Source organism: Hymenobacter lucidus (genome assembly GCF_020447265.1).
Taxonomy (GTDB): domain Bacteria; phylum Bacteroidota; class Bacteroidia; order Cytophagales; family Hymenobacteraceae; genus Hymenobacter; species Hymenobacter lucidus.
In genome coordinates this window covers 504600-528203 of record NZ_JAJADR010000003.1, presented here as the reverse complement: position 1 = coordinate 528203, position 23604 = coordinate 504600, and the positions used below count along the sequence as shown (strand labels likewise).

Sequence of the window (23604 nt, the reverse complement as noted above, 5' to 3'; positions counted from 1 at the left end):
ATGAACACGATTCAACTCTTGCCCCTGGCTGGCAATGTGGGGCCAGCCGTACGGGCCCTGGGCTGGGAATGGGCCGTGGAGGAAGCCTGCGAAAACTACGTGGCCCGCGAAGCCGTGCTGCTGCCCGAAGCCGAAGCCGATGCCCTGCTGGCCGCCGCCGATACGCTCTACGACATGATGGTGCGCGCCATTCCGGATGCTGTGCCCGACGACCTGCTGCAGCTGCTGGCCATTCCGCCAAACCTGTGGGCTGCTGTGCGCCACTCCTGGAACGACGACCGGCACTGGCACCTCTATGGCCGCTTCGACTTAGCTAGCACCCCCGAAGGGCCTAAGCTCATCGAGTTCAACGCCGACACAGCCACCAGCATTCCGGAAACCGCCGTGGTGCAGTGGGCCAGCCTGGTAGCGGCCGACCAGGACGACGAAGACCGGCAGGCCAACGGGCTGTTTGAAGGGTTGGAGGCACAGCTAAGCCACTGGCAAAGTCTCAATTCTGACCTCGACAGCACCTTGCTGCTGGTATACCTGCCCGGCAGCGCCGAAGACGAAGCCAACTGCGCCGTAATAGCCGAAGCCGCCCGCGCCGCCGGTTTCGGCCGGGTACACGTGTGCCCGGTAGATGCTATGCAGGTAGCAGTAGCCGGGGAGGAGCGGGGCGTGTGGGCCGAAACCGCGCCCGGCGAATGGGTGCGCTTCGGCTTTGTGTTCAAGCTGGTGCCCTGGGAAATACTGGCCGAGGAAGAGCCCGAACTCACCGCCGACCTCAGCCAGCTGCTGCAAAGCCGGGACGTAATTATTGCCAATCCGGCTTATTCTCTCTTGTTCCAGAGTAAAGGTTTGCTGGCTTGGCTCTGGCAGGTGTATCCGCATCACCCTTTACTGTTGGAGGCTTCCCTGGAAGACCTGACGGGCCGCTACGTGCGCAAGCCGCTGCTGGGCCGCGAAGGCCAGAACGTAACCGAAATAGAAGCGGGCCAGCTGCGGCACGAGCAGCCCGGCGACTTTAGCCATCAGCCCCAGGTACGGCAGCGCTGGGCCGAACTGCCGCGCGATGCCCAAAACCGGCAGTACCAGGCCGGCGTGTTCTGGGCCGGGGAGGCGTGTGCCATCAGCTTCCGGCGCGAAACAGGGGTTATTACCAACCTTTCGGAATTCGTCCCGCATATTCTGGGCTAATTTCCCATTCTTTTCGAGCTGCCAGGCTCTTGAGCTTCGTTCAGGGCTGCTTTAGTGTGCTGTAATTCCCCGCCTGACTTGATTCTCTGCCTTCCTGATGGGCTGTATTAGTTGCTGTCAGCATCTGAAGTAGAACGAATTGCCGCCTGACGAACAGTAGGCGCAATATTTTTATTTTATATAAACATTTCATTAAATTTTTTTATAAAAATAAGTTGATTGTCTTTGGATTATTCTTTTAAAGAATTAAGTTTATTCCGCAAAATAGGTTGATGAGTCAGACATGGCTTTTTCATGTGCTTTGAGCATTTCTCTCCTTTTTTCCTTTCTACCAACGCCCTTATTGCTATGAAGAATCGTGTCTCAGTGGCAAAAAACCGAGTTTCTACTTCCAAACAGCCTTCCCCCCACGTACTGATGACGCTGTGGTGGCGGCCCTGGATGATGGGGCTGGGCTGCTGGCTGCTTTTCGTACTGGCTTCTACTAACAGCTATGCCCAGCAGCAGCCCGCCGCTGGTAAAACCGGGGTGCAGAAAGAGTCGGAAGCCGCGCCGCTACCGGCCAAAAAGCTGGAGGAAGCCTTACAGCTTTTGCTTAAAGCTACCAGCAAAGACAGCAGCCAGGTGAACAACCAGCGCCGCCGCTTTCGGCCTACCGAAATCGAGGGCCTGGTAATGGACCAGACGATTACCAAGGTCGGCCACGATTTCTACGACGCCTTCTACAGCCTGTGGGAGGCCCCGGCAGAAGCGGGCGACTTTACCATTATCATTCATGAAAAGCCGGCCCGAGGTACCAGCACGCTGATTTCGGTGGAGGTCAACGAAAACGAACTGCTGGAGCTGCCACTGCAGCCCAAGGCCGAAGTTATTGAGGAAACGGCCACCTATGCTTCCGAAGTTGCCACCGACTTTCTGGTAAGATCCCGCAACGATAGTCGCAACTTGGAACAGCACGGCGGCCGGCAGCCCACCGAAGTTTTTTGACCTATCAACTCCCACATCCTATTCATCTGCTATGAATCAAGCCCTACTCCGCTGGGTGCTGCTGCTGGCCCTGGGGCTGCTCGGTACTCGTCAGGCCGCCGCCCAGGACTTCGTCTACGAGCCCAAAAACCCTTCTTTTGGGGGCGGCAACACTTTCAACTATGCCTGGATGCTCAGTTCGGCCCAGGCCCAGAATACCATTGCCGACCCAGCTACTTCCACTTCCAGCAACCCCTTCCAGCAGGACCCACTCAAGCAGTTTGAGCAAAACCTGAACCAGCAGATTCTGGGTCAGCTGGCCCAGCGCCTGATTGGCAACCAGTTGGGTAGCCAGAGTCAGGGCCTGCAGGAGGGTAGCTATTCGGTAGGCGCCTATAACATTAATGTAGTGCCCACTAGCGGCGGCTTCTCGGTGCAGATAACCGACTCGAACACGGGAAACCAGACCACCGTCACGATTCCCTACTTCTAACCAGCCTTTTTCGTCCCACCCATGCTTCTTGCTATTTGTCGTCGTTTGCTGCTGGCGTTGCTGGCAGTGGGCGGGGTGGCTGGCTGCGCCCCGTACTTTCACCAACCCTTCACGGCCGAAAAGGCCCGACTCGGCGCCGATATCCGGGCCAGCCAGGAGCTGCGCCGCCTGCCCCAGCCCCGGGAACGGATTGTAGCGGCCGTCTACAAGTTTCGAGACCAGACCGGGCAGTACAAGCCCAGTCAGAACGGCTCCAGCTTCTCGACGGCCATTACCCAGGGCGGCACCAGCATTCTGCTGCGGGCCTTGGAAGAGTCGCGCTGGTTTAACCCCATCGAGCGTGAAAACTTGGGCAACCTGCTTAATGAGCGCAAAATTATCCGCTCGAGCCGGGCCGAGTACCAGGAGCAAACCGGGCAGCGCCAGCCCATGCTACCCTCACTGCTCTTTGCCGGTATCATTCTGGAGGGCGGCATTATTTCCTATGATGCCAACATGATAACCGGCGGCGCGGGTCTGCGCTACTTCGGGGCCGGGGCCTCGGGCCAGTACCGGCAAGACCGGGTAACGGTGTACCTGCGGGCTATTAGCACCAGTACCGGCGAAATTCTCAAAACCGTGTACACCTCCAAAACCATCCTCTCGCAGCAGGTCGATGCCAGCCTGTTCCGGTTTGTGGATTTTAAGCGCCTGCTCGAAACCGAAACCGGCTTTACCTATAATGAACCCACCGAAATGGCTGTGAAGGAAGCCATTGAGAAAGCCGTAGAAGCTTTGGTGTTCGAAGGCATTCAGGAGCGGCTTTGGGTACCACAAAACGAAGCCGACCGCAACGGGCCCGCTATGGTAGCTTACCAGCAGGAAAAGCGCGAAAACCAAGATATCGACGTGCTGGGCCGGGTGCAGCAGGACCGCCGGGGCACGCTGGGCCTGGGCCTAAGCGCGGCTACGGTGCGCTACAACGGCGACTTCAGCAGCCCGCAGCTACGGGGCGGAGGTGAACTGACCATCCGCTACGCCCGAGCCGCCGACAATAAGCTTTCGGCCGCCATTAACATTGGGCGGTTCGAGCTGGCAGCGGGCGACTTTTACCGCGAAACTTTTAATTACGCTGAGCTCTGCGGCCTGTACCGGCTCTTTCCCCGCGACCGGTTCACGCCATACCTACTCGCCGGCGCGGGCATCACCTCACGTAATCGTTCCTCGGATATGCGCTTGGTACTGGGGCATATTACCACTGGCTTGGGCGTTGAGTTTCTGCCCAATAATAATTTTGGAATAAGCTTAGGTGTTGATAATCACTATTATATGACCGATAAGCTTGATCATATAAAGTTGGGTAAATACAACGACTCGTTTTGGGCTGCTAAAGCGGGCTTGGTGTTCTATCTGGGGCGTGCCACTACCACACCCCAAAGCCGCCTGATTCCTTAACGGCATCGGGATAGTTATAAGCAGTTGATAACGAAAGCACTAGCAATAGTGCTTTCGTTATTTGCGGGGTATAATGAATATTATATAACTAAGTAAATAAATAATTTAACAATTTTAATTGAGTGTTCTTGTATTTTAATTATTTCCATATAGATTTGTGTAATTCCTCCGGAGGGAATAGTTAATAATGCTTAAGTGCTAGTTTCTTCATCCCCCTTCTTCAACCTTATTAAGTCCCACTCATGAAAAAGCTTTCTTTCCTCGCGGCATCACTATTGGTTGCCGGCACGACCTATGCCCAGAATAACACTCAATCTTCAACGTCCACGGGTAATTCTAATGCCGTAACCGTTACGCAATCAGGTAGCTCCAGCTCGGCCGTTGGCACCCAGCTGGGCAACAACAACGCCCTGACGCAAACCCAATCGGGTGGCGCTTCGAACTCGGCTACGTCGCTGCAGCGCGGCAATAACCAGACGTCGACTCAGACGCAGACCGGTAACTCCAACACGGCCTATATCAAGCAGGGCGACGGTATTCCGCTGGACAATGGCAACACGGCTACTCAAACGCAGTCGGGCGACCGGAACAGCGCCAAGGCCGAGCAGTTGAGCGGGGCCAACACCTCTACCCAGACCCAGACGGGCAGCGACCATATCGGGGAAGTGTTCCAGAGCTCCAGCGAAGGCAACACGGCTACCCAAACCCAGATTGGCAGCTCGCAGCAAGGCTATATAACCCAGCTCGGCTCGGGCAACTCCGCTACCCAGTATCAGCGGGGTCTGAGCGACAAAGCAAGCATCTATCAGTTGGGTAACTCCAACCAGGCTAGCCAGTCGCAGGGCACCAATCCTTCGAGCAGCTGGTTCTCGACGGCTTCCATCGAGCAGATCGGCAACAGCAACATTGCTTCCCAGACGCAGCAGTACGACTACCAGGATGCCAAGATTGAGCAGTCGGGCAACGGAAGCACCGCTATTCAGAACCAGAGTGCCGGCACTGACCTGGTGCTGCCCGGCAACCGCGCCTATATCGACCAGGATGATGCTGGCGGCCACTATGCCCGGCAGACCCAACTCGGCGTAGGCAACCAAGCCGATACCTATCAGGGCATGAGCAGCAACAGCAGTGACGTGACCCAGACGGGCAACCTGAATACCAGCGTTGTGAAGCAGAACCACCCCTAGTTTCGGGCTCGGCTATCTGACTTCCCCCTGTACTGACTCAGATAGCACCTCCGGCAATCAATTGATTCGGGAGGTGCTATCCTGAGTTCGGAGCTGCCCCCACTGGTAGGGGCCACAGGCCTTCGCGCTTACCTGTTACAACCATCTATTCCTCAACAGTATTTATTTCCTTTTCCCATGAAAAACTTCGGTTTACTAACGGCCGCTCTGCTGGTAGCAGGCGCCGCTCATGCTCAGAATAACACACAGTCGTTGTCGCAGAGTGGCAACGGCAACGGCGGCACCGTCACGCAGTCGGGCAGCTTCAGTACAGCCACAGGTATTCAAAATGGCAACAACAACCAGTTGACCCAGACCCAGGATGCCGCTGCCGGCTACGGCAACACCCTGAACACGGCTGCTACCAGCCAGCGGGGCGACGACAACAAATCGACTCAGTCGCAGTACGGCTCGCGCAACGAGGCTACCGTAACCCAGGGCGACGGAACGCCTAGCGACGATGGTAACACGGCCACCCAGCTCCAGATTGGACAGCGCAACAAGGCCACGGCCACGCAGCTGAGCGGCCACAGCACCTCGTATCAGGAGCAGCGCGACGGTAGCCGCAACGAGGCTACGGTACGGCAGGTGGGCGGCGACTACAACGAAGCCCGGCAGATACAGCACGACGCCGCCTCGGGCTACGGTACGAACGACAATAAGGCCACCATCGACCAGACCGGCAACTACAACAAGAGCAGCCAAGACCAGCGCGGCGTTGAAAACCGGGCCACCGCCATTCAGAACGGCTCCTTTAACGAAGCCACCCAAACCCAGGGCGGCAACTACGACGGCAGCTTCCGCAGCGTGGCTTCCATCAACCAGCTGGGCAACACCAACAAAGCCACCCAGGCGCAGAACGGCGACAACCAGCGGGCTACCATCGAGCAGGAAGGCAACCTGAACATTGCCATCCAGACGCAAGGCAACAGCATCGGCGGTGTCGGCAACCGCGCCTACATCGACCAGGATGGCGACGGCCACTATGCCCGGCAGATTCAGACCGGTGTGGGCAACCAGGCCGACACTTGGCAGGGAGCCAGCTCCAACAGCAGTGACGTAACTCAGACGGGCAACAACAACACCAGCGTAGTAAAGCAGAACCACCCATAACCGGGCTGCGAACTGTGCAACTATAGGCACACGACGAAGGGCATCCGGGCAACTAGCAGTTGCCGGATGCTCTTTGTCGTTAGAGGATAAATAAATTATTTATTTGTATTTTATTATTAAAAAATAACCTTATTTTTATAGCGCTGATATGCGCGTTTCACCGCTCATACGGCTCATTGGTATTTATCTATCTTCTTTTTCAACCGGCATTTACTCTTCTACACCTATGAGAATAGCACTTATTACCAACGTGCTGGTTCTGCTCTGCTTGAGCGGCCAGCAGGTGCAAGCCCAGTCGGGCCGCGACCCTGAGGATACCAGTACTGGCCAACTGCTGGTGCAGCAGCTAAGCAACGAATCGGGTAACGCCACAGAGGCTACTTTGCTTACCAACCAGGCTACGCTGCAGCAGCAAGGCTCGCTCAACCAAGCCAGCATCGACCAGCACATGATAGGAGTGGGGCGGGGCAATGCGGCCATCATCAGCCAGAATGGGATGGGCAACGCAGCCGCCATCCTGCAGAATGGCGCTGGCGGCCGGGTTACCATTACGCAGTCGGGCGCCAACAACGTGGCCGCCAGTGAGGTGAATGGCTATAATACTGAGTCGGACATCACACAGCGGGGCAATGGCAACCGGGTTGACCAGCAACTCAACGTGGATGAGCGGCGCTACAGCGTGGAGCAAATGGGCAACAACAACAATCTGATTCAGCGCGAAACCGGCAGCACTACGCCTGGCTACGAGGTTACGATGAAAGGTAACGGTATCAAGATCATCATTGAGCAGGGCCGGGTGGCTACCCAGCCTTGATTCTTTGAGCTAAGAAAAACTCCGATTTGGTTCTGCCAATCGGAGTTTTTTAGTGCCCTGTTTCGGGGTTGTATTATTTCGCTTTCAGTAGATTCTTAACTACTTAGCTATGAAAATTCATTGGATTATTACTGTGCTGCCGTTCTGGGCTATGCTCTGGCAGGGGCGGCTGGCGGCGCACGAAGCAGGCTGTCGGGCCCAGTTGGAGTCGCGGCTGGAGGGCGACAAGTTAACCCTCATTGGACACTGCCAGAATGCCGGCACTCAGCCCCTGACTTTGCGCTACGAGCTGCTGACCGATAAAAAGGGCAAGTCCGGTACTTCCCGCAACGCGCAGTCCGGCAACTTTACGGTAGCCCCGCAGCAGACAGCTACTTTGTCGCAGACCACCATCAACGTAGCTCCCGCTGATTTTTACCGGGTGCAGCTGCGGGTGCTGGATCTGCAGGGCACCCTGGTTGCTCAGGATTCTCTGGTTCATCAGCCCGGTAGCCGCCCCTGAAACCGCCTGAAATAAGCTTTAAACGCTGTGCGCCGCTCTTCTCCGTTCTTTCCCGCCCATTCCTTTTCGTTTATGCTCCTCTCTCTGCGCCCTGTCTGCCGCCTGTTGCTGATACTATTGCTAGGGCAGGTGTTATTGGCTTGTGAAGATGATACAATTGAGCCGGTGCGCTATGGTTCCCTGGAAGGCATTGTGCTGGATGCCAGTAGTAACAATGCCCCACTGGCCAATGCCGTCATAACGACGAACCCGGCTACCTCGTCCTTTACTACCGATGCCGAAGGTAAATTTTACCTGCCCAATGTGGTGACGGGCAAATATGCCATTTCGGTGAAGAAAACGGACTACAAAACCGAAAATGTAAATGTGCAGGTAGACGAGGGAATTCTGACTGCGGTGCGAATTCCTTTGGAAAAAGCCAGCGGCTCCAACCGCCGACCCAATGCGCCGTCGAATCCTAGCCCGGCCGATAGAGCGAGCAGTCAGCCTATCAACCTCACGCTGCGCTGGCGCGTAACCGACCCCGACAAAACCGACTCGCTGAAGTCGGATGTGATATTGTTTGAAAGCAACTCCATCGACCGGCGGCAGCTGCTGACCAGTGCCCGGGACACGGCCGTGGCCGTTACCGACCTGAAGTATAATACCACTTACTTCTGGCAGGTAACGGTGCGGGACAAGGCCGGCGAAACTGTGCGAGGCGACGTGTGGAGCTTCCAAACCGGCCCGCTGCCCGACAACCGCTTCTTGTACGCCCGCCAAGTGAATGGCAACACCGATATCTATTCGTCGGATAACGCCGGGGGCAGCCTGCTGCGCCTGACCAACTCAGCCTTTATTGAAACTGCCCCCCAGTTGAGCCCCGTGCGTACTCGCATAGCCTATACTTCCAATGCTACCGGGCGCTATCAGCTTTACACTATGAATCGGGACGGCTCGGATCAGCGGCAGATTACGCCGGATATGGTGCCGGTAGAAGGCTACAACAACTTTGGCATTGGCTACCACTGGTCGCCCGATGGGTCACAGCTCATCTATGCCAGCTACGACAAGCTCTGGCGCATCAATCGGGATGGTACCGGGCTGGTGCAGCTGGCTACCGCGCCCAACGGCCGCCATTTCCGCGAGTGTGACTGGACCGCCCAGGGCAATAAGATACTGGTGCAAACTGTTGGCTCCAATCCGTATGATTCCGAACTCTATACCCTGAATGCAGACGGTACCGGCCTGACGCAGGTACTGGGAAACCTGCCCGGTCGTCTCGATTCGCCTTCGTTTAGTATTGACGGCCGCATGCTATTATATAGCCGCGATTTAGACGGTTACGAGAATGCCAACGGCCGCCAACTTAACGCTCATATTATAATGCAGCGCCCCGACGGTACCGGAACAGTTGATTTATCGGCCGCCCCTTCCGGCTCAACTACAAATAATGGTAAGCCCGCTGGTACTAACGACCTCTTCCCCAGGTTTTCACCAGACGGGGCTAAAGTAATATTTGTTAATATGAGTAATGACAACCAGTCGGCACCAGAAATATGGACAATGGATTTGGACGGTCGTAACCGCACCCGTTTATTTCAAAACGCATCTTTCCCAGACTGGAAGTAATAACACATTCTATTTCTAGTTGCGTGCTGTCAGGCTCGCGGCTCTCAATTGGCTTTGGTCAATCGGGAGCCGCGAGCCTGATGTTTTGTTATATATCGTATAGTATATAAAAGCAGGGGTGACTAATCATATAGCTGGCTGTTAAACACATGAGGGATTGGTCCCAAATTAATGTCGCTAACGTCGAACCTCTTCGTAGGTATGATTGTATGAAGCCGGCTATCATTTTCAGTTAGCCCAGTAATAATAGCTTTTGGCTACTGACTTTACCTCGCAATGTCCTATGAGTTTCCTTGGGAGCCGATGCTTCATATATACAGAAAATGATGCAACTTTGCGGCATCAAAGGCAATATCATGTTAAATGTATATTTAGTGGAATACTATAATTTAACTATAAAGTTAAATTTGAATACATGCGGGCCAGGGGAGTTAATATCGTGTGAACCTTCGTCAATCGTCGCCTTTGGCACGAAATATGGACACAGACAACGATTTTGGAAAATACTATGGTCCCTTTTTTTCACAAAAAAATTCTATGCAACCTGTGAAATTTAGTAATCTATTTTCCAGGTTATGCCGTAATGACGTTGAGTTTAGGCCATAGCCCCGAACCGTTTACCATTCTCCATTTTTTCTTTCGTAACCCTTACCTGAACATACTATGAAAAACACTTACAAGAGTGCCCTGCAGTGGGTACAGAAGCCGCACTTGCGGTTTTTCCTGCTGCTGCTGCTGGCATTGCCGTTTGTAGGACGAGCTCAGTCGTTTACCGTCACGCCTTCTGACAACGCTGATCCACAGAACTTCGGTTCGGTGGCCGTTGGCTCGTTCTCGCCAGCCAAGTCGTATACTGTTGTTGGTTCCCGCCTTACGGGTCCTGTGACGGTTTCCATTGGCAGCCCTGGTACCAGCTACGAAATTAGCCGTGACAATGTCACCTTCAGTGGTACTGCCTTTGATATTCTGCCAAATGCTACTGGTGATATCAACACGACTATATATGCTCGTTTCCGTCCTGTAGCAGGCACACCCAATACGGTTATCAACCGCACGCTGGACTTCACTTATGATGAGGTTCGCAGTGTTTTCTTCAACCTGACCGGTACCCGCATTGCTGGTACACCAACGGTTTTTGCTGATCCTACTGCCCGCGCTTTTGGTAACCAAGTGGTAAACACTCCATCGGCATCCCAGACTACTTCGGTATCGGGTACTTCCCTGACGGGCCCTATCACCGTGACGGCTCCTGCCGGTTATTTGGTGAGCACCAACAACACGACCTTTACTTCATCGTTGAGCCTGACGCCGGTAAGCGGTACGGTTTCGCCCACGACGATTTACATTCAGTTTCTGCCTACGGCTGCTCAAACCTATAACGGCAACGTAACGGTAGCCAGCCCAGGTGCTACGACCATAAACGTAGGTGTATCAGGTACGGGCACGTTGCCTCCCCCCGTGTTGAGCGCTACTCCTTCAACCTTGGCCGACTTTGGTCAGGTAACGGTGGGTGCGGCTAGCACTGCTATTCGCTCATTTGTTGTGAGCGGCAGCGCTCTGCAAGGCCCCGTAACCATCACGCCTCCGACCGGCTTCCGTATCCGGACTGGTACCAACTCCTTCTCGACCAGCGCTATTACGCTGACGCCTACCAACGGTACGCTGGCTAATACGACGGTAGACGTGCGTTTTTACCCCACGGCAGTACAGACGTACGCCAGTGACATCATCGTTTCTTCGACCAACGCAACTAACCAGCTTGTTCGGGTAACGGGTGAGGGTACGCCTACTTCGGGTTCTCCGGTTGTATTGGCTGACCCGGGCTCTATCAACTTTGGCACTGTAACTAGCAGTGGTGGTACCAGCGTCCAGCGTTTCGAAGTAAGCGGTACCGACCTGACCAATCCGATTGTGCTGACGCCTAGCATCAGCAACATCCAGATTCGTAATGCCTCGGCTGGTGGTACGTTCTCTTCGAGCCCACTCACTATCAACCCCGTTGGTGGTACGGTTGTCGCACAAGTAATTGAGGTTCGTCTGGTAGCCCTTGTAGCCCAAGGCAATTTCAATGAAAGTATTGCTGTAACCAGCACCGGCGCTACCCCAACGGCAGTATCGGTAACGGCTACCAACACCAGCGGCGGTATTTCTGACATCTCGGTGTCGAACCCCAACGGCAACGAATTTACCTTCGTTACCCGCCCCACCACGCAGTCGGCTCCTCAGTCGTACCTGTTGGCCGGTACCAACCTGATTGATCCACTGGTTGTTCAGCCCATTGGGCCGAATGCTGCTTACTTTGAAGTAGCTACTTCTGCCAACGGTCCTTATTCGTCGCAGCTTTCGTTTGCTCCTGATGGACAAGGTAACGTAACCCAGCGTGAGATTTTTGTTCGCTTCATTCCCGGTGTAAACGCCGTGACGGTAAGCGCCAACATTCGGAACTCCAGTGCTCCAGCACCTGACTTCGACGTATCGGTAACGGGTATTAGTGAGCCAACGATTCGCCTGGACCGTGGTATCGGTGCTTTCCCCGATAACATCGTGAAAGGTACCACCTCGTCGCCGACCAGCGTACGTCTGGATGGCTTCCTGCTCGCCGGTGATGTAACGGTTAGCTTCCCCCCGGATGCCAACGACCCAACGCGTAACCCGACTCAGATTCCTCAGTTCGAGTTCTCGCTGGACAACGGCACTACCTACGTGAAGACGGCCACCATTACGCCAAACGCCGACGGTAACTTTACCCGCAACGTACTGGTGCGTTATGCTCCTACTCGTGTTGGTAATGCTGCTCAGGAATTGCTGTTCCAGAACGCCAGCTTCTTCGGTGGCAGCCCCTTCGCTCTGACCAGCGGCTTCGGTCGTACTTCGGGCTTCTCTATTGCTACCGAGCCTACGGTACAGTCGACGGCTTCTATCGTTCGTAACGGTTCTTCGGCCACCATTACCTTCAACTTGCAGAACCCGCCATCGGGTACGAGCTATGGTCAGAACCGCTTGGTAATTGCCAGCACTACTTACCCGCAATTGCCAACGAGCCTGTTCCCCCGCGATAAGCAGAACTTCAACCCCGGCACCACGGTGAATGGCGCTTACCAGTTTGGTAGCGGCACGGCTATCGAAGCGTCTTCTAACACGTACGTAGTGTTCAGCGCCGCTTCCGATAACTTCACGGTGAGCAACCTGGATCCGGCTCTGACTTACTACTTCTTCGCCTTCGAGTTCAACAACGACGGTGTACTGAACGCAGAAAACTACCGCGTGCCAAACAACGAGCCGCAGAACCCGCTGCCCGTAGAGCTGGTAGCCTTCAGCGCCAAGCTGCGTGACAACACGGTAGTACTGAACTGGACTACTGCCAGCGAAATCAACAACCGTGGTTTCGAGGTAGAGCGTAGCGCTGATGCCAAGAACTTCAAGACGGTGCTTTACAAAGAAGGTGCTGGCAGCTCGACTATCCGTACTTCCTACGAAGCGGTAGATACCAAGCCTTTGGCCGGTATTTCTTACTACCGCCTGAAGCAGATTGACACGGATGGTACGGTATCTTATTCGAAAGCTGTAGTGGTAAAAGCTAAGCTCACCGACGTAAGCGTATATCCAAACCCAACGCAGGGTAGCGATGTAGTGACCGTAGCGTTGCCTTCGGGCTCAACGGAAGGTTTGCTAGTTCGCATCACTGACCTGACGGGCCGTCAGATTCGGGAAACTCGTCTGGGCAGCCAGGGTGAGTTGAACACCCAGGGTCTGGAAGCTGGTACCTACATTATCGTAGTTGGCGAAGGCGACGCGAAAGTGAGCCGCAAGCTGATTAAGAACTAACGGTACCATTCTCTTATAAAAAGGCCTCCCAGTAATTGGGAGGCCTTTTTTGTTTTCAGTATTTAAGGTAACTATTTCATAACAAGGAATGAGTAGGACAAAGTGTTGAACCATCTCTACTTTAATGGCTACATTGCTCACCTCATATTCACGACTTTAGCAGCCTACTGCATGCGTACAACATGTACTCTTTCTCGACCACTTCGCCTTGCGTCGTGGTCAGTTTTGTTTTTGCTGATGTTGTTTCCGCTGGTAGGGCGGGGACAAAGCACGATTCACTACTGGAACTTCAACACACCCACGTCAGCAACTTCGCCCAGATGGGCTACTTCTTTACCCGCGGACATTGGTTCCGGGCTGCTCACGCATAACATCACGGCGTCTTTGGATGCTTTTGCGGGCAGCACTGTGAATGTTGAGGGAACTGCCGGGGCAGGTTTGAGCTTTTCCCCGCAAGGAGGCACCTCAAATGCCAATAATGGGAAAGCAATAGTTCTGAACGTCTCAACTGTTGGCTATGCTGACCCCACACTAACTTATGCCGCCCAGCGGACCTCGACCGGATTTACGACGCACACGGTTGAGTATTCGACTGATGGGACAAACTATACCAACATTGCTTCCCTTTCTATCCCCGGGAGCTTTGGGCTGCAAACGGTAAGCTTTGCGGCAATTGCTGCCGCCGATGACAACCCCAATTTTAAAGTCCGCATCACGCTCAGCGGCTCTACTGCTGCTACCAGCAACAACCGTATCGACAACCTGAAGCTGAGCGGAACCGATGCTGCTGCGCCGATTTTCCCCACGGGCTACCCAACTACGGCCAGCACTACGGCCAGTGGCTTTACGGCACTGACCAAACTCAACGAAGCCGGTAAAACATACTTCGTGGTAGTAGCCAATAACGCTACAGCTCCGACGGTGGCCGAAGTGAAGGCCGGACAAAGCAATGGCGGCGGTACGCCATTAGCCAGCGCCACCATTACTACTGCGGCAGACGTGGAAGGCAGCAGCGCCGTAACCGGGCTTGCAGCCGGTACCAATTACGACGTGTACTTCGTGGCGGAAGACAATGTTGCCCCCACTCCCAACACGCAGACGGTAGCTACCAAAGTGGATGTAACCACGCTGGCGGGCGGTGATGTTATACCACCTTCCTTTGCTACCGGCTCACCGAGTATTTCGGGCACCACGGTCAGTGGCTTTACGCTGTCGTCTACTATTGATGAGGTAGGCCGCACCTACTATGTGGTATTGCTGAGTGGCGCGGCTGCCCCCACGGCCGCTCAGGTGAAAGCCGGGCAGGATGCCAGTGGCACGACTGTCACTATAAGAGGCAGCTTTGCCAATCCCAGCAGCAATACCGCCGCTACGGCCAGCATCACCGGGCTGGCCGGCAGCACGGCATATACCGTGTATGTAGTAGCCGAAGACGCAACGCCGAATCTGCAAGCCAATCCGGTAGCCCTGAATGTAACAACGCTGACGCCCCCTCCGGCCATTACGGGGCTCAACCCCACTATCGGCCCCGTTGGTACCAGCGTCACTATTTCGGGCACCAACCTGAACACGATTACCAGCGTCACGTTCGGTGGAGTGGCTGCTACCAACGTATCGGCTACTGCTACCGCCGTAACGGCTACTGTGGCCGCGGGTACTCCTGTTGGCGCCGCCGCGGTAGTGCTTTCTGATGGTACTACCACCTATGCTGCCGGCACCTTCACCGTCACGGCCGCACCAGGCGTAGCTACCACGGCAGCTTCGGCCATTACAACTACTTCCGCTACTTCGGGTGGCACTATTACGGGCAACAACGCTACCATCACCGGGCGCGGCGTTGTATATGGTACCGCAGCTGCTCCCCGCATTGGCGGCAGCGGCGTAGGGCAGGTAACGGCTACTGGCACCACGGGCACCTTCACCAGCAGCCTGCCGGGCCTCACCCCCGGCACCATCTACTTCGTGGCCGCTTACGTTATCAGCGAGTTTGGCACGACTTACGGCCCTGACCAGACCTTTACGACCAGCACGCCTCCCAGCGGATTTTTCGAGGACTTTGAAACTGCGACACCAATAAAAACGAGTTATGCCAGTGGTCCTGTTACTACTGCCAATGGGGTCTGGACGTTCGATCAGGCAGCGGTAGGCAACCTGGCAAATGACAAAAAGAACGGCACCAAGGCGGCCCGACTGCGGGGCGGTTCGATTTATATGACCTTTAACAAGGCCAACGGGGCCGGAATTGTAACAATCAATGCGGCTTCCTACGGCTCCGATGCCACTTCGTCGTATGCCATTGATGTCTCCGATGACGACGGGGCTACCTTTACGGCCTACAACGGAGCCACAACCCCAGTCAATGGTACGCTCAGCGCCACGGCCTTTACGGTAAACGTGGCTGGCAACATCCGCCTGCGGGTACGCCACGTTGGCGGCACGATTGGGAATGACCCACGCCTCAACATCGACGATATTTCTATTACCGATTTCGGGGGTTCCGGTACGGCCATAACTGCTCCAACTTTTACTGGTACGAGCTTTTGCAGCACTTCGGCTTCTACAGTAGCTGTGGAGTTTACCCCCTCCGGTACCTTCGCCGCTACGAATGACTTTACCGTGCAGCTCTCCAACGCGGCCGGTTCCTTTGCTAGTCCGGTAGTAGTGGGCACCGTAGCGGATAATGCTGCCAACGGCACTGCTGTTACGGCCAGCATCACGATTCCGGCCGGCACCGTCAGCGGCACCGGCTATAAGCTGCGTATAGTTGCCAACGACCCTACTACGATAGGTACGGCCTCGGCCGCCTTTACGCTGGTGAATGCGCCGACTGTAGCGGTGGCTCCGGCCACTACCCAAAATCTGATAACCAACACCAACGGAGCACCCCTGACAGCCACTGAGACGCCCGCTGCCATCACGCGCCAGTGGTACTACTCGGCCGTTTCCAATGGCAGCACCACGGCCATTGCCGGGGCTACCGGTACCAGTTACACCCCCAATTTCCCGACTGCGGGCAGCTACTACGTAACCGTTGTTTCAACTTTTGCAGCCTGTGGGTCCGTTACCAGCAACGAGGTGCTTGTCACGGTAACTGCTCCGGTAGCTACGCTCACTGCCACTCCCAATGCTCTGACACTGGATGCCACTATCGGGCAGAGCACCGTGCGCAACTACCAGCTGGAAGGCAGCAACTTGGCGGCTAATGCTTCGGTGAATGTCAGCAGCAACAATGCCAGCGTTACCTTTTCCATTGATGGCGGCAGCAGCTACGTTGCCACGGCTACGCTTACAGCTAGTGCCACCGGCAGTGTCAATCAAACGGTGCGGGTGCGCTTCACGGCTCCCGCTACCGCCGGCACTACCAACGCTACCATCAGCAATACCAGCGGCGCTTTGTCGGCCCCGGTAGCGGTAACCGGCAACGCAACGGAGCCGCCGGTGGGCACGCCCTTTACCCCCGGTAATCTGGCTCTGGTGCGAGTAGGGGATGGCAGTGCCGCTCTGACCTCAGCTGCTGCGCCGGTATTTATTGATGAATATACGCCTAGCGGAACGTTGGTACGCAGCATTGCGCTGCCAACCTCAGCTGTGGGCAGCAACTTTGCCCTCACCGCCAATGGCTCTTCATCCACGAACGGTACCGTAACTCTGTCGCCCAACCGGCAGTACATTTCCCTGGCTGGCTTCAATGCCGCTCCGGGTACGACCAGTGTTGCCACGGCCACCGGAGTCGAGCGGGTGGTAGGCCTGGTTGATTTCAATGGTGTGGTTAATACCTCGACCCTTATCAACGACGGGTACCTGGGTGGTGATATTCGCTCGGCGGTAACCACCGATGGCTCCGGCTTCTGGACGGCTGGCAACGGCTCGGGCAGTGCGGCCAATATTGCCAGCGGCGGCTCGCGCTACGTGGCGCTGGGCAGCACCGGAACGTCTACGCAACTGAGCGGGACACCGGCTAATACCCGGCAGGCAGCCATCTATTTCGATCAGCTCTACATGACTTCTGCTTCGGGCAGTAACATCGGGGTAAATACCGTTGGCACCGGCGTGCCTACCACCGGTAGCCAGGCTTCTACGCTCATGGCGGGCCTAACGGCAACGGATGCCTATGGATTTGTGTTCTTCGATCTGACCGATGCCGTGGCGGGACCTGATGTAGTATATGTGGCCGACGGTGGCTCCGGTATCCGGAAATACTCCCTGGTGGGCAGCACCTGGGTGCAAAATGGGGCTACTATCAGCGGCGGTACCGGCCTGCGGGGGCTGGCCGCCTCGCGCGTGGCCAATGGCATCCGGCTCTTTGCGGCCAATGCGTCCAATCTGTACACCGTACTCGACAATGTAGCCTACAACGTGGCTCCGGCCACTACCACGCTGACCTCGCTTGCCACGGCTCCCACCAATCAGGCATTTCGGGGTATTGCTTTTGCGCCCAGCTCTCCGGTGGTGTTGCCCGTATCCTTGGCCAGCTTCACTGCCGAGCGGCAGTCAGCCAGCGTCGCTATCCGTTGGACGACGGCTCTGGAGCAGAACAGTGCCCATTTTGAGGTACAGCGTAGCGTAAATGGCAAGGATTTCAGTAAAGTAGTAGTGGTGGCTGCCCAAGGGCAAAGCACCCGGCTACAGCACTATACCGCCACCGACCTACAGCCTGCCCGCCAGTTGGCTTACTACCGCCTGCAGCAGGTGGACACGGATGGTAAGGCAGCTTACTCGCCTGTGGTGGCCGTACAGGCCGCTAGTGAAGTACAGCTGTTCCCCAATCCAGTGCAGGATGTGCTGACGGTGCAGCTGCCGCAAACGGAAGTGGGCGAAACACTGGTTCAGGTTACGGATCTGGCGGGCCGGGTGTTGTTTACAAGTAAGCTCAACGCTGCTAATCAGGTAGATATGCGGGTGCTGGCGCCGGGTACCTATCTAGTATACATTGGCGAAGGAACTGCCCGCATCACCCGAAAAGTGGTGAAGCATTAAACTGCCGCAACGCACTACAATTGGTATACTACGGCTGGAATTTGTACAGAGCTTCCCTGTCTTGGCGGGGAAGCTCTTTTATATAGCGGCAATTGTATGTTGTTTGAGGGATTTTGGTACTCTAGCCTAGTATTTTTATATATTGCTAATGCTAATAAAACGCTCTGCTGATAACCAGAACAATGGGCGAGTTACTAGTGCTACGCTGACCCTGTTTCATCCCACACTGAGTTCTAACACACCGACGTATGAAGAAAAATGCTGCAACACATCTGTTACTTGCCGGACTACTGCTTAGTCCGCTAGTAGTACGGGCTCAGTCTTTTCGACTGCAGCAGGGTTTTGAAACCGTTGAGGGTCAGGACGAACTACTCTACACGCGCGCCGTGGATGATCCTGGAGTATTATCAACAGGGACTTTCGCATCGGCAACGACCACCAACACCAATGCTGCCCCCAAAACGAGTAATGTCTATAGCGAAGGAACCCAGGCGTTGGGCGTCGTCAACAATACGGGCAACGGTGGGGCCGCCGCCACCTCAGTTGTAACGTTCAACAACACGACGTTTGCTACGGGCTCTTCCTCTAACTTCTTCAGTCTTCGGCTAGCCTCTTACCAAACCAACAATAATGGCGGTATTGATAACAGCTCGGCTAACTTCCTGATAAGTATTGCCTATAACGGCTCCGCTACTTTTGTTCCGACTCTGCAGATAAACGGCCAAAACAACGGGTCGGTATTCAGCTACAACGCTACCGGAATTGCCTCAGCTACTGTGAACTCAACATCACCCACGCTGACTAACGCTACCTCACAAACTGACCTTACCGGGAGTGGGCAATCAGTAGCGTTAACGGGTACTGCCGGCCTTTCTACGGCCCGAATTAACTTTGGCGCGGCCATCACCCAGATTCAGGTGCGCGTTACGTTGGTGGCCAACGGCAAGACGGCACTTTATATCGATGACGTGACAATCGGGAGTGATAGTCCGCTACCGGTAGAGCTTACGGCGTTCGATGTTATCCGGCAAAACAACGCCGTGCTGCTGAAGTGGGCCACGGCCAGCGAAAAGAACAACGACCGGTTTGAAGTGCAGCGTAGTCCCGATGGACAGAAGTTCACTACCATCAGCACAGTGAGCGGCAGCGGCACCAGCAATAAAGCCACCAGCTATAGCGCAAAGGATACAGGGCCCTTAGCCGGCGAAACCTACTACCGGCTGCGGCAGGTGGATACCAACGGTAGTGATTCGTACTCTCCCGTGCGGGTGGTGCGGGCCATAGTGGAGGCCATTTACCCGAGCCCTACTTACGAACTGCTGAACCTGCCGATGTCGGCGGCTGGCACTCCATACCGCATCCTGAATTCGCTGGGCCAGATTCTCATGCAAGGCACTGTGCCTTCCAATGGTGCGGTAGATGTACAGCGGCTCACCGAAGGCAGCTACCTGCTGGAAACCGGTACCGGCCGCGACCGGGCTACCCAACGGTTTGTACGTCGATAGGAGTACGACAAGCATAAAAAAGGGGCCTCTTCCATTGGAAGAGGCCCCTTTTTTATGCTTGTCGTACTGAGCTACACGGAGAAACTCTCGCCACAGCCGCAGGTACGCGAGGCGTTGGGATTATCAAAGTAAAAGCCTTTGCCGTTGAGCCCATCCGAAAAATCGAGCTGGGTGCCGGCCAGGTACAGGAAGCTTTTCATGTCAACTACTACCCGTACGCCTTTATCCTCAAATTCCTGATCCATGGGCTTCACTTCGTTGTCGAAGTCTAGCTTGTACGACAGGCCCGAGCAGCCACCGCCAGCTACGGAAGCACGGAGGCGGTAGGTTTCATCGAGTTGAGCATCCGACATCAGACGCTCAACTTTATCCTTGGCTTTGTCAGAAACGGTAATCATGGCAAGCGGTAGAAAAAAGGAAGGATGCAGCTATTAAACAGAACAGCGCAGAAAAGAGTGCCTTTTCGGCGTAGCCCGGCAGCGCGTCCTGTTTACGAAGAAGGGTTGAGGACAACACTAAACACCGTAATAGTGTTTAGGTCGCGCCCGTAATACAGTTTGTCGAGGGCTTCGTAGGCGTTGTGGGCCCGGAAGTAGGAAGTCTGCAGCTCTTTGTCGCCGCGAGTGCGCCACTGAATCGTGTAGGAGCTTTCCGTATCCCGGAAGTTCTTCACATAGGCCAGCATCTTGCGCAGCGCGTCGAGCTTGTCGTAGCCTTCCTCGTAGCGGAACAGAAAGCTCTGGTGGTGGCGCGGATTGACCGTAATCAAATCCAGCCGCACTAGGTTGTCCAGCTGGCGAAACTCAAACAACAGTGTGCCGGCACCCAGGCCCAGATGATCCTCAATCTGTTTCTGAATCCGGCTGCTCTCGACGTGGATATCGGGCGAAACTTCCATCTAGAGAAAGTTGATTGTTGATTGCTGGTTGTTGATTGGCTGCGGTTTAGAACGGCAACAATCAACTACCAGCAATCAATAATCCATTAGTGGTGCGACTTGGCTTCTTCCAGCGCGGGCATACCGTTTTTCACGCGGTAGTCGTTGATGGCCGACTTGATGGCGTCTTCCGCCAGCACCGAGCAGTGAATTTTTACGGGCGGTAAAGCCAACTCTTCTACAATCTCCATGTTGTCGATGGCCAGGGCCTCGTCTACGGTTTTGCCTTTCAGCCACTCGGTAGCCAACGACGAAGAGGCAATAGCCGAGCCGCAGCCGAAGGTCTTGAACTTGGCATCGGTGATGGTATTAGTTACCTCGTCGACCTCAATCTGCAGGCGCATTACGTCGCCGCACTCAGGGGCACCAACCAAGCCGGTACCTACGTTCTTCTTGCTTTTATCGAGTGTACCCACGTTGCGGGGGTTGCTGTAGTGGTCGATTACTTTATCGGAGTAAGCCATGGCTTTGTTTTAGGTTATTAGGGTATGATGGTAGGAGGATAAGAGGGAGCGGTATTAGGAGGATTTACTTCTTAAACTCCCACCCGCCGACCCTCAAGCCCTGAATCAATGTTCAGCCCACTCAATTTTGCTGAGGTCGATACCTTCCTTGAACATCTCCCACAGGGGCGACATTTCGCGGAGTTTGGTAACAGCCTCTTTTACGTGGCCGATGGCGTAATCGATTTGCTCGTCGGTGGTAAAGCGGCTCAGGCCGAAGCGCAGGGAGCTATGGGCCAGATCGTCGCTCAGACCCAAGGCCTTCAGCACGTAGGACGGCTCCAGGGAGGCCGACGTACAGGCCGAACCCGACGAAACTGCCAAGTCTTTCACGCCCATCATCAGGCCTTCGCCTTCCACGTATTTAAAGGAGATGTTGGTCACGTGGGGCAGGCGATGCTCGCGTGAGCCATTCACGTAGCTTTCTTCCAGCGTCAGCAGCTCACGCTCCAGCCGGTCGCGCATGGCGCTCAGGCGGGCCGTGTCGGCGGCCATTTCGAGGCGGGCCAGCTCGCATGCCTTGCCCAAGCCCACAATGCCGGGTACGTTCAGGGTGCCGGAGCGCATACCACGCTCGTGGCCGCCACCGTCCATCTGGGCTGTTACTTTCACCCGCGGGTTTTTGCGACGCACATACAGCGCGCCTACACCTTTGGGGCCATACATTTTGTGGGCTGTGAAGGCCATCAGGTCGATACCGTCGGCAATAACGTCAACCGGAATTTTACCCACGGCCTGGGTGCCGTCGGTCATGAACAGCGCGCCGTGCTTGTGGGCAATGGCGGCAATTTCACGAATCGGCTGAATGGTGCCGGTTTCGTTGTTGCCGTACATGATGGTAACCAACACGGTTTGGGGCGTCATGGCCGCTTCCAGCTCGGCGAGGCTGATGAGGCCTTCCTCATTCACGGGCAGATACGTAACCCGGCCGCCGAGTTTCTCGATGTGCTTGCAAGTATCGAGTACAGCTTTGTGCTCGGTGGTAGCCGTGATGATGTGGTTGCCTTTTTGGGCATACATCTCAAACACCCCTTTGATGCCTAGATTGTCGGACTCGGTAGCTCCCGAAGTGAAAATGATTTCCTTTGGGTCGCAGTTGATGAGCGAGGCAATCTGCTCCCGGGCGTAATCCACAGCTTCTTCGGCAGCCCAGCCGAAGGGATGGTTGCGGGACGCGGCGTTGCCGAATACCTCGGTCAGATAAGGCATCATGGCCTCCAACACGCGCGGATCCAGGGGAGTAGTGGCGTTGTTGTCGAGGTAAATAGGTAGTTTGAGCATGGCTCGGAGTATGTAAATCAGCGAAAAACCAGAGAAACCAGGCGAATCCCAGTGGAGAATGATTCGCAGGTAGAACACGAAAACCAGCGAACTGGTTTTACTTTGCTCCCACAAAAGTAGATATATTCCAAATAGCGTCCATCAGCTTCCCACCCCAACTTTCATGTTTACCAATCTGGAACACCTTGGTCTGGCCGTGCACGACCTTGAAGCCGCCACAGCCCTGTATACGACCCTGCTCGGACAGCCGCCTTATAAGAAGGAGCACGTCGCCAGTGAAGCCGTTGATACCGTGTTTTTTCAGGTGGGCGGCGCCAAAATTGAGCTGCTGGCCGGCACCTCGCCCGATAGCGCCATTACCAAATACCTAGGCAAGAAACCGGAGGGAATTCACCACGTGGCCTTCGAGGTAGCCGATATCCGGGCCGAAATGCAGCGGCTGCGGCAGGAAGGCTTCGTGCTGCTGAACGAGGAGCCCAAGCGCGGGGCCGACAACAAGCTGGTATGCTTCGTGCACCCGAAAAGCGCGGCAGGCGTATTGGTAGAGCTTTGCCAGAGTATCAGCCCCACCAACCATGAGTAAGACAATGAGTAGTAATTTCTTTCGCCAGGAAGTAGATGCCGCCGTGGATGCGCTGCTGCTCCAGCAAGTAATTCTGTACCCGACCGACACGGTGTGGGGCTTAGGCTGCGACGCCGAGGTGCCGCCGGCCGTGGAGCAGCTCTACAAGATAAAAAGTCGGCCCGCCGAAAAAGGCATGATTGTGCTGGTGGCCGACGAGGAAATGTTTGCCAAGTATGCGCAGGTGGTGCCGCCCAACTTGGCCGAGCTGCTGGCCAGCCAGGAGCGGCCCACCACCTATATAGTAGCCGGCAGCCGCCACCTGGCGCCCAACCTGTTGGCCCCCGACGGTACTATAGGGCTGCGCGTGGTGCTCCACGATGAGTTTACTTACAAAGTAGTGCGCCGCCTGGGCCACGGCCTGGTTTCAACCTCGGCCAACATCAGTGGTGAGCCTACCGCTGCTACATACGCCGAGGTAAACCCGGCCATCGTGCGGGCCGCCGACTACGTGGTGAGCTGGCGGCAGGACGACCAGACTGCCGCCCAGCCCTCGACAGTAGTGCGGGTGCTGCCCGATGGCGGCTTGGAAGTGGTACGGAGTTAAGGTGCTAATGCGGGGAATGTGCTGATAACCACCGTGTCCTTGCGAGCAGTGCGAAGTCATCCATCCTCT

At 55.5% G+C, this 23604-nt stretch carries 18 protein-coding genes; 14 read left to right on the top strand and 4 right to left on the bottom strand.

The genetic code is table 11. The annotated features are described in order from the left end of the window. From LGH74_RS13460 to LGH74_RS13405, 12 genes are all read left to right on the top strand, one after another. Positions 1-1179 carry a glutathionylspermidine synthase family protein gene (locus tag LGH74_RS13460; protein WP_226176484.1) on the top strand — a complete coding sequence of 393 codons (1179 nt, stop codon included), beginning with the start codon at positions 1-3 and terminating at the stop codon, positions 1177-1179. A 348-nt stretch (positions 1180-1527) separates the two neighbouring features. Next, entirely contained in the window at positions 1528-2166 is a 639-nt protein-coding gene (locus LGH74_RS13455; protein WP_226176483.1) for a CsgE family curli-type amyloid fiber assembly protein, read from the top strand. Between the two features lie 31 nt (positions 2167-2197). Beyond that, a complete protein-coding gene (locus LGH74_RS13450) occupies positions 2198-2638 on the top strand; it encodes a curli assembly protein CsgF (RefSeq protein ID WP_226176481.1) in 441 nt (146 codons plus the stop codon). Between the two features lie 21 nt (positions 2639-2659). Continuing rightward, the gene (locus LGH74_RS13445; RefSeq protein WP_226176479.1) at positions 2660-4072 is read left to right on the top strand and encodes a CsgG/HfaB family protein; all 1413 of its coding nucleotides are present in this window, start codon (positions 2660-2662) and stop codon (positions 4070-4072) included. Positions 4073-4314: 242 nt separating this feature from the next. Beyond that, entirely contained in the window at positions 4315-5259 is a 945-nt protein-coding gene (locus LGH74_RS13440) for a serine-rich family protein (protein ID WP_226176478.1), read from the top strand. Positions 5260-5436: 177 nt separating this feature from the next. Then, the gene (locus LGH74_RS13435) at positions 5437-6411 is read left to right on the top strand and encodes a hypothetical protein (protein ID WP_226176477.1); all 975 of its coding nucleotides are present in this window, start codon (positions 5437-5439) and stop codon (positions 6409-6411) included. 226 nt (positions 6412-6637) lie between these two features. After that, on the top strand, positions 6638-7225 hold the full coding sequence (locus tag LGH74_RS13430) for a hypothetical protein (RefSeq protein WP_226176476.1): 588 nt from the start codon (positions 6638-6640) through the stop codon (positions 7223-7225). Positions 7226-7334: 109 nt separating this feature from the next. Beyond that, positions 7335-7727 carry a curli-like amyloid fiber formation chaperone CsgH gene (csgH, locus tag LGH74_RS13425; RefSeq protein ID WP_226176475.1) on the top strand — a complete coding sequence of 131 codons (393 nt, stop codon included), beginning with the start codon at positions 7335-7337 and terminating at the stop codon, positions 7725-7727. A gap of 72 nt (positions 7728-7799) precedes the next feature. Continuing rightward, complete coding sequence (locus LGH74_RS13420) at positions 7800-9338, top strand: carboxypeptidase regulatory-like domain-containing protein (RefSeq protein WP_226176474.1); 1539 nt, start codon at positions 7800-7802, stop codon at positions 9336-9338. 663 nt (positions 9339-10001) lie between these two features. Beyond that, on the top strand, positions 10002-13163 hold the full coding sequence (locus tag LGH74_RS13415; protein ID WP_226176473.1) for a T9SS type A sorting domain-containing protein: 3162 nt from the start codon (positions 10002-10004) through the stop codon (positions 13161-13163). Between the two features lie 438 nt (positions 13164-13601). Further along, entirely contained in the window at positions 13602-18140 is a 4539-nt protein-coding gene (locus LGH74_RS13410) for a T9SS type A sorting domain-containing protein (protein ID WP_226176471.1), read from the top strand. Positions 18141-18388: 248 nt separating this feature from the next. Beyond that, positions 18389-19645: a T9SS type A sorting domain-containing protein gene (locus LGH74_RS13405; RefSeq protein ID WP_226176469.1), complete on the top strand. Its 1257-nt coding sequence runs from the start codon at positions 18389-18391 to the stop codon at positions 19643-19645. Positions 19646-19716: 71 nt separating this feature from the next. Here LGH74_RS13405 and LGH74_RS13400 read toward each other — a convergent pair whose 3' ends face one another. From LGH74_RS13400 to LGH74_RS13385, 4 genes are all read right to left on the bottom strand, one after another. Continuing rightward, positions 19717-20043 (bottom strand): HesB/IscA family protein, encoded by a 327-nt coding sequence (locus LGH74_RS13400; RefSeq protein ID WP_226176467.1) that lies wholly within the window; start codon positions 20041-20043, stop codon positions 19717-19719. A gap of 92 nt (positions 20044-20135) precedes the next feature. Then, on the bottom strand, positions 20136-20543 hold the full coding sequence (locus LGH74_RS13395) for a hypothetical protein (RefSeq protein WP_226176466.1): 408 nt from the start codon (positions 20541-20543) through the stop codon (positions 20136-20138). Between the two features lie 86 nt (positions 20544-20629). After that, complete coding sequence (gene iscU, locus LGH74_RS13390; protein ID WP_226176465.1) at positions 20630-21046, bottom strand: Fe-S cluster assembly scaffold IscU; 417 nt, start codon at positions 21044-21046, stop codon at positions 20630-20632. Between the two features lie 105 nt (positions 21047-21151). After that, positions 21152-22366, bottom strand: coding sequence for an IscS subfamily cysteine desulfurase (locus tag LGH74_RS13385; RefSeq protein ID WP_226176464.1), 1215 nt, complete (start codon positions 22364-22366; stop codon positions 21152-21154). A 163-nt stretch (positions 22367-22529) separates the two neighbouring features. On the opposite strand from LGH74_RS13385, the gene mce reads away from it, so the two are divergent. Together mce and LGH74_RS13375 are read left to right on the top strand one after the other, a co-directional pair. Continuing rightward, positions 22530-22949: a methylmalonyl-CoA epimerase gene (gene mce, locus LGH74_RS13380; protein ID WP_226176463.1), complete on the top strand. Its 420-nt coding sequence runs from the start codon at positions 22530-22532 to the stop codon at positions 22947-22949. Between the two features lie 4 nt (positions 22950-22953). After that, the gene (locus LGH74_RS13375) at positions 22954-23535 is read left to right on the top strand and encodes an L-threonylcarbamoyladenylate synthase (protein ID WP_226176462.1); all 582 of its coding nucleotides are present in this window, start codon (positions 22954-22956) and stop codon (positions 23533-23535) included. The last annotated feature ends 69 nt before the right edge of the window (positions 23536-23604 follow it).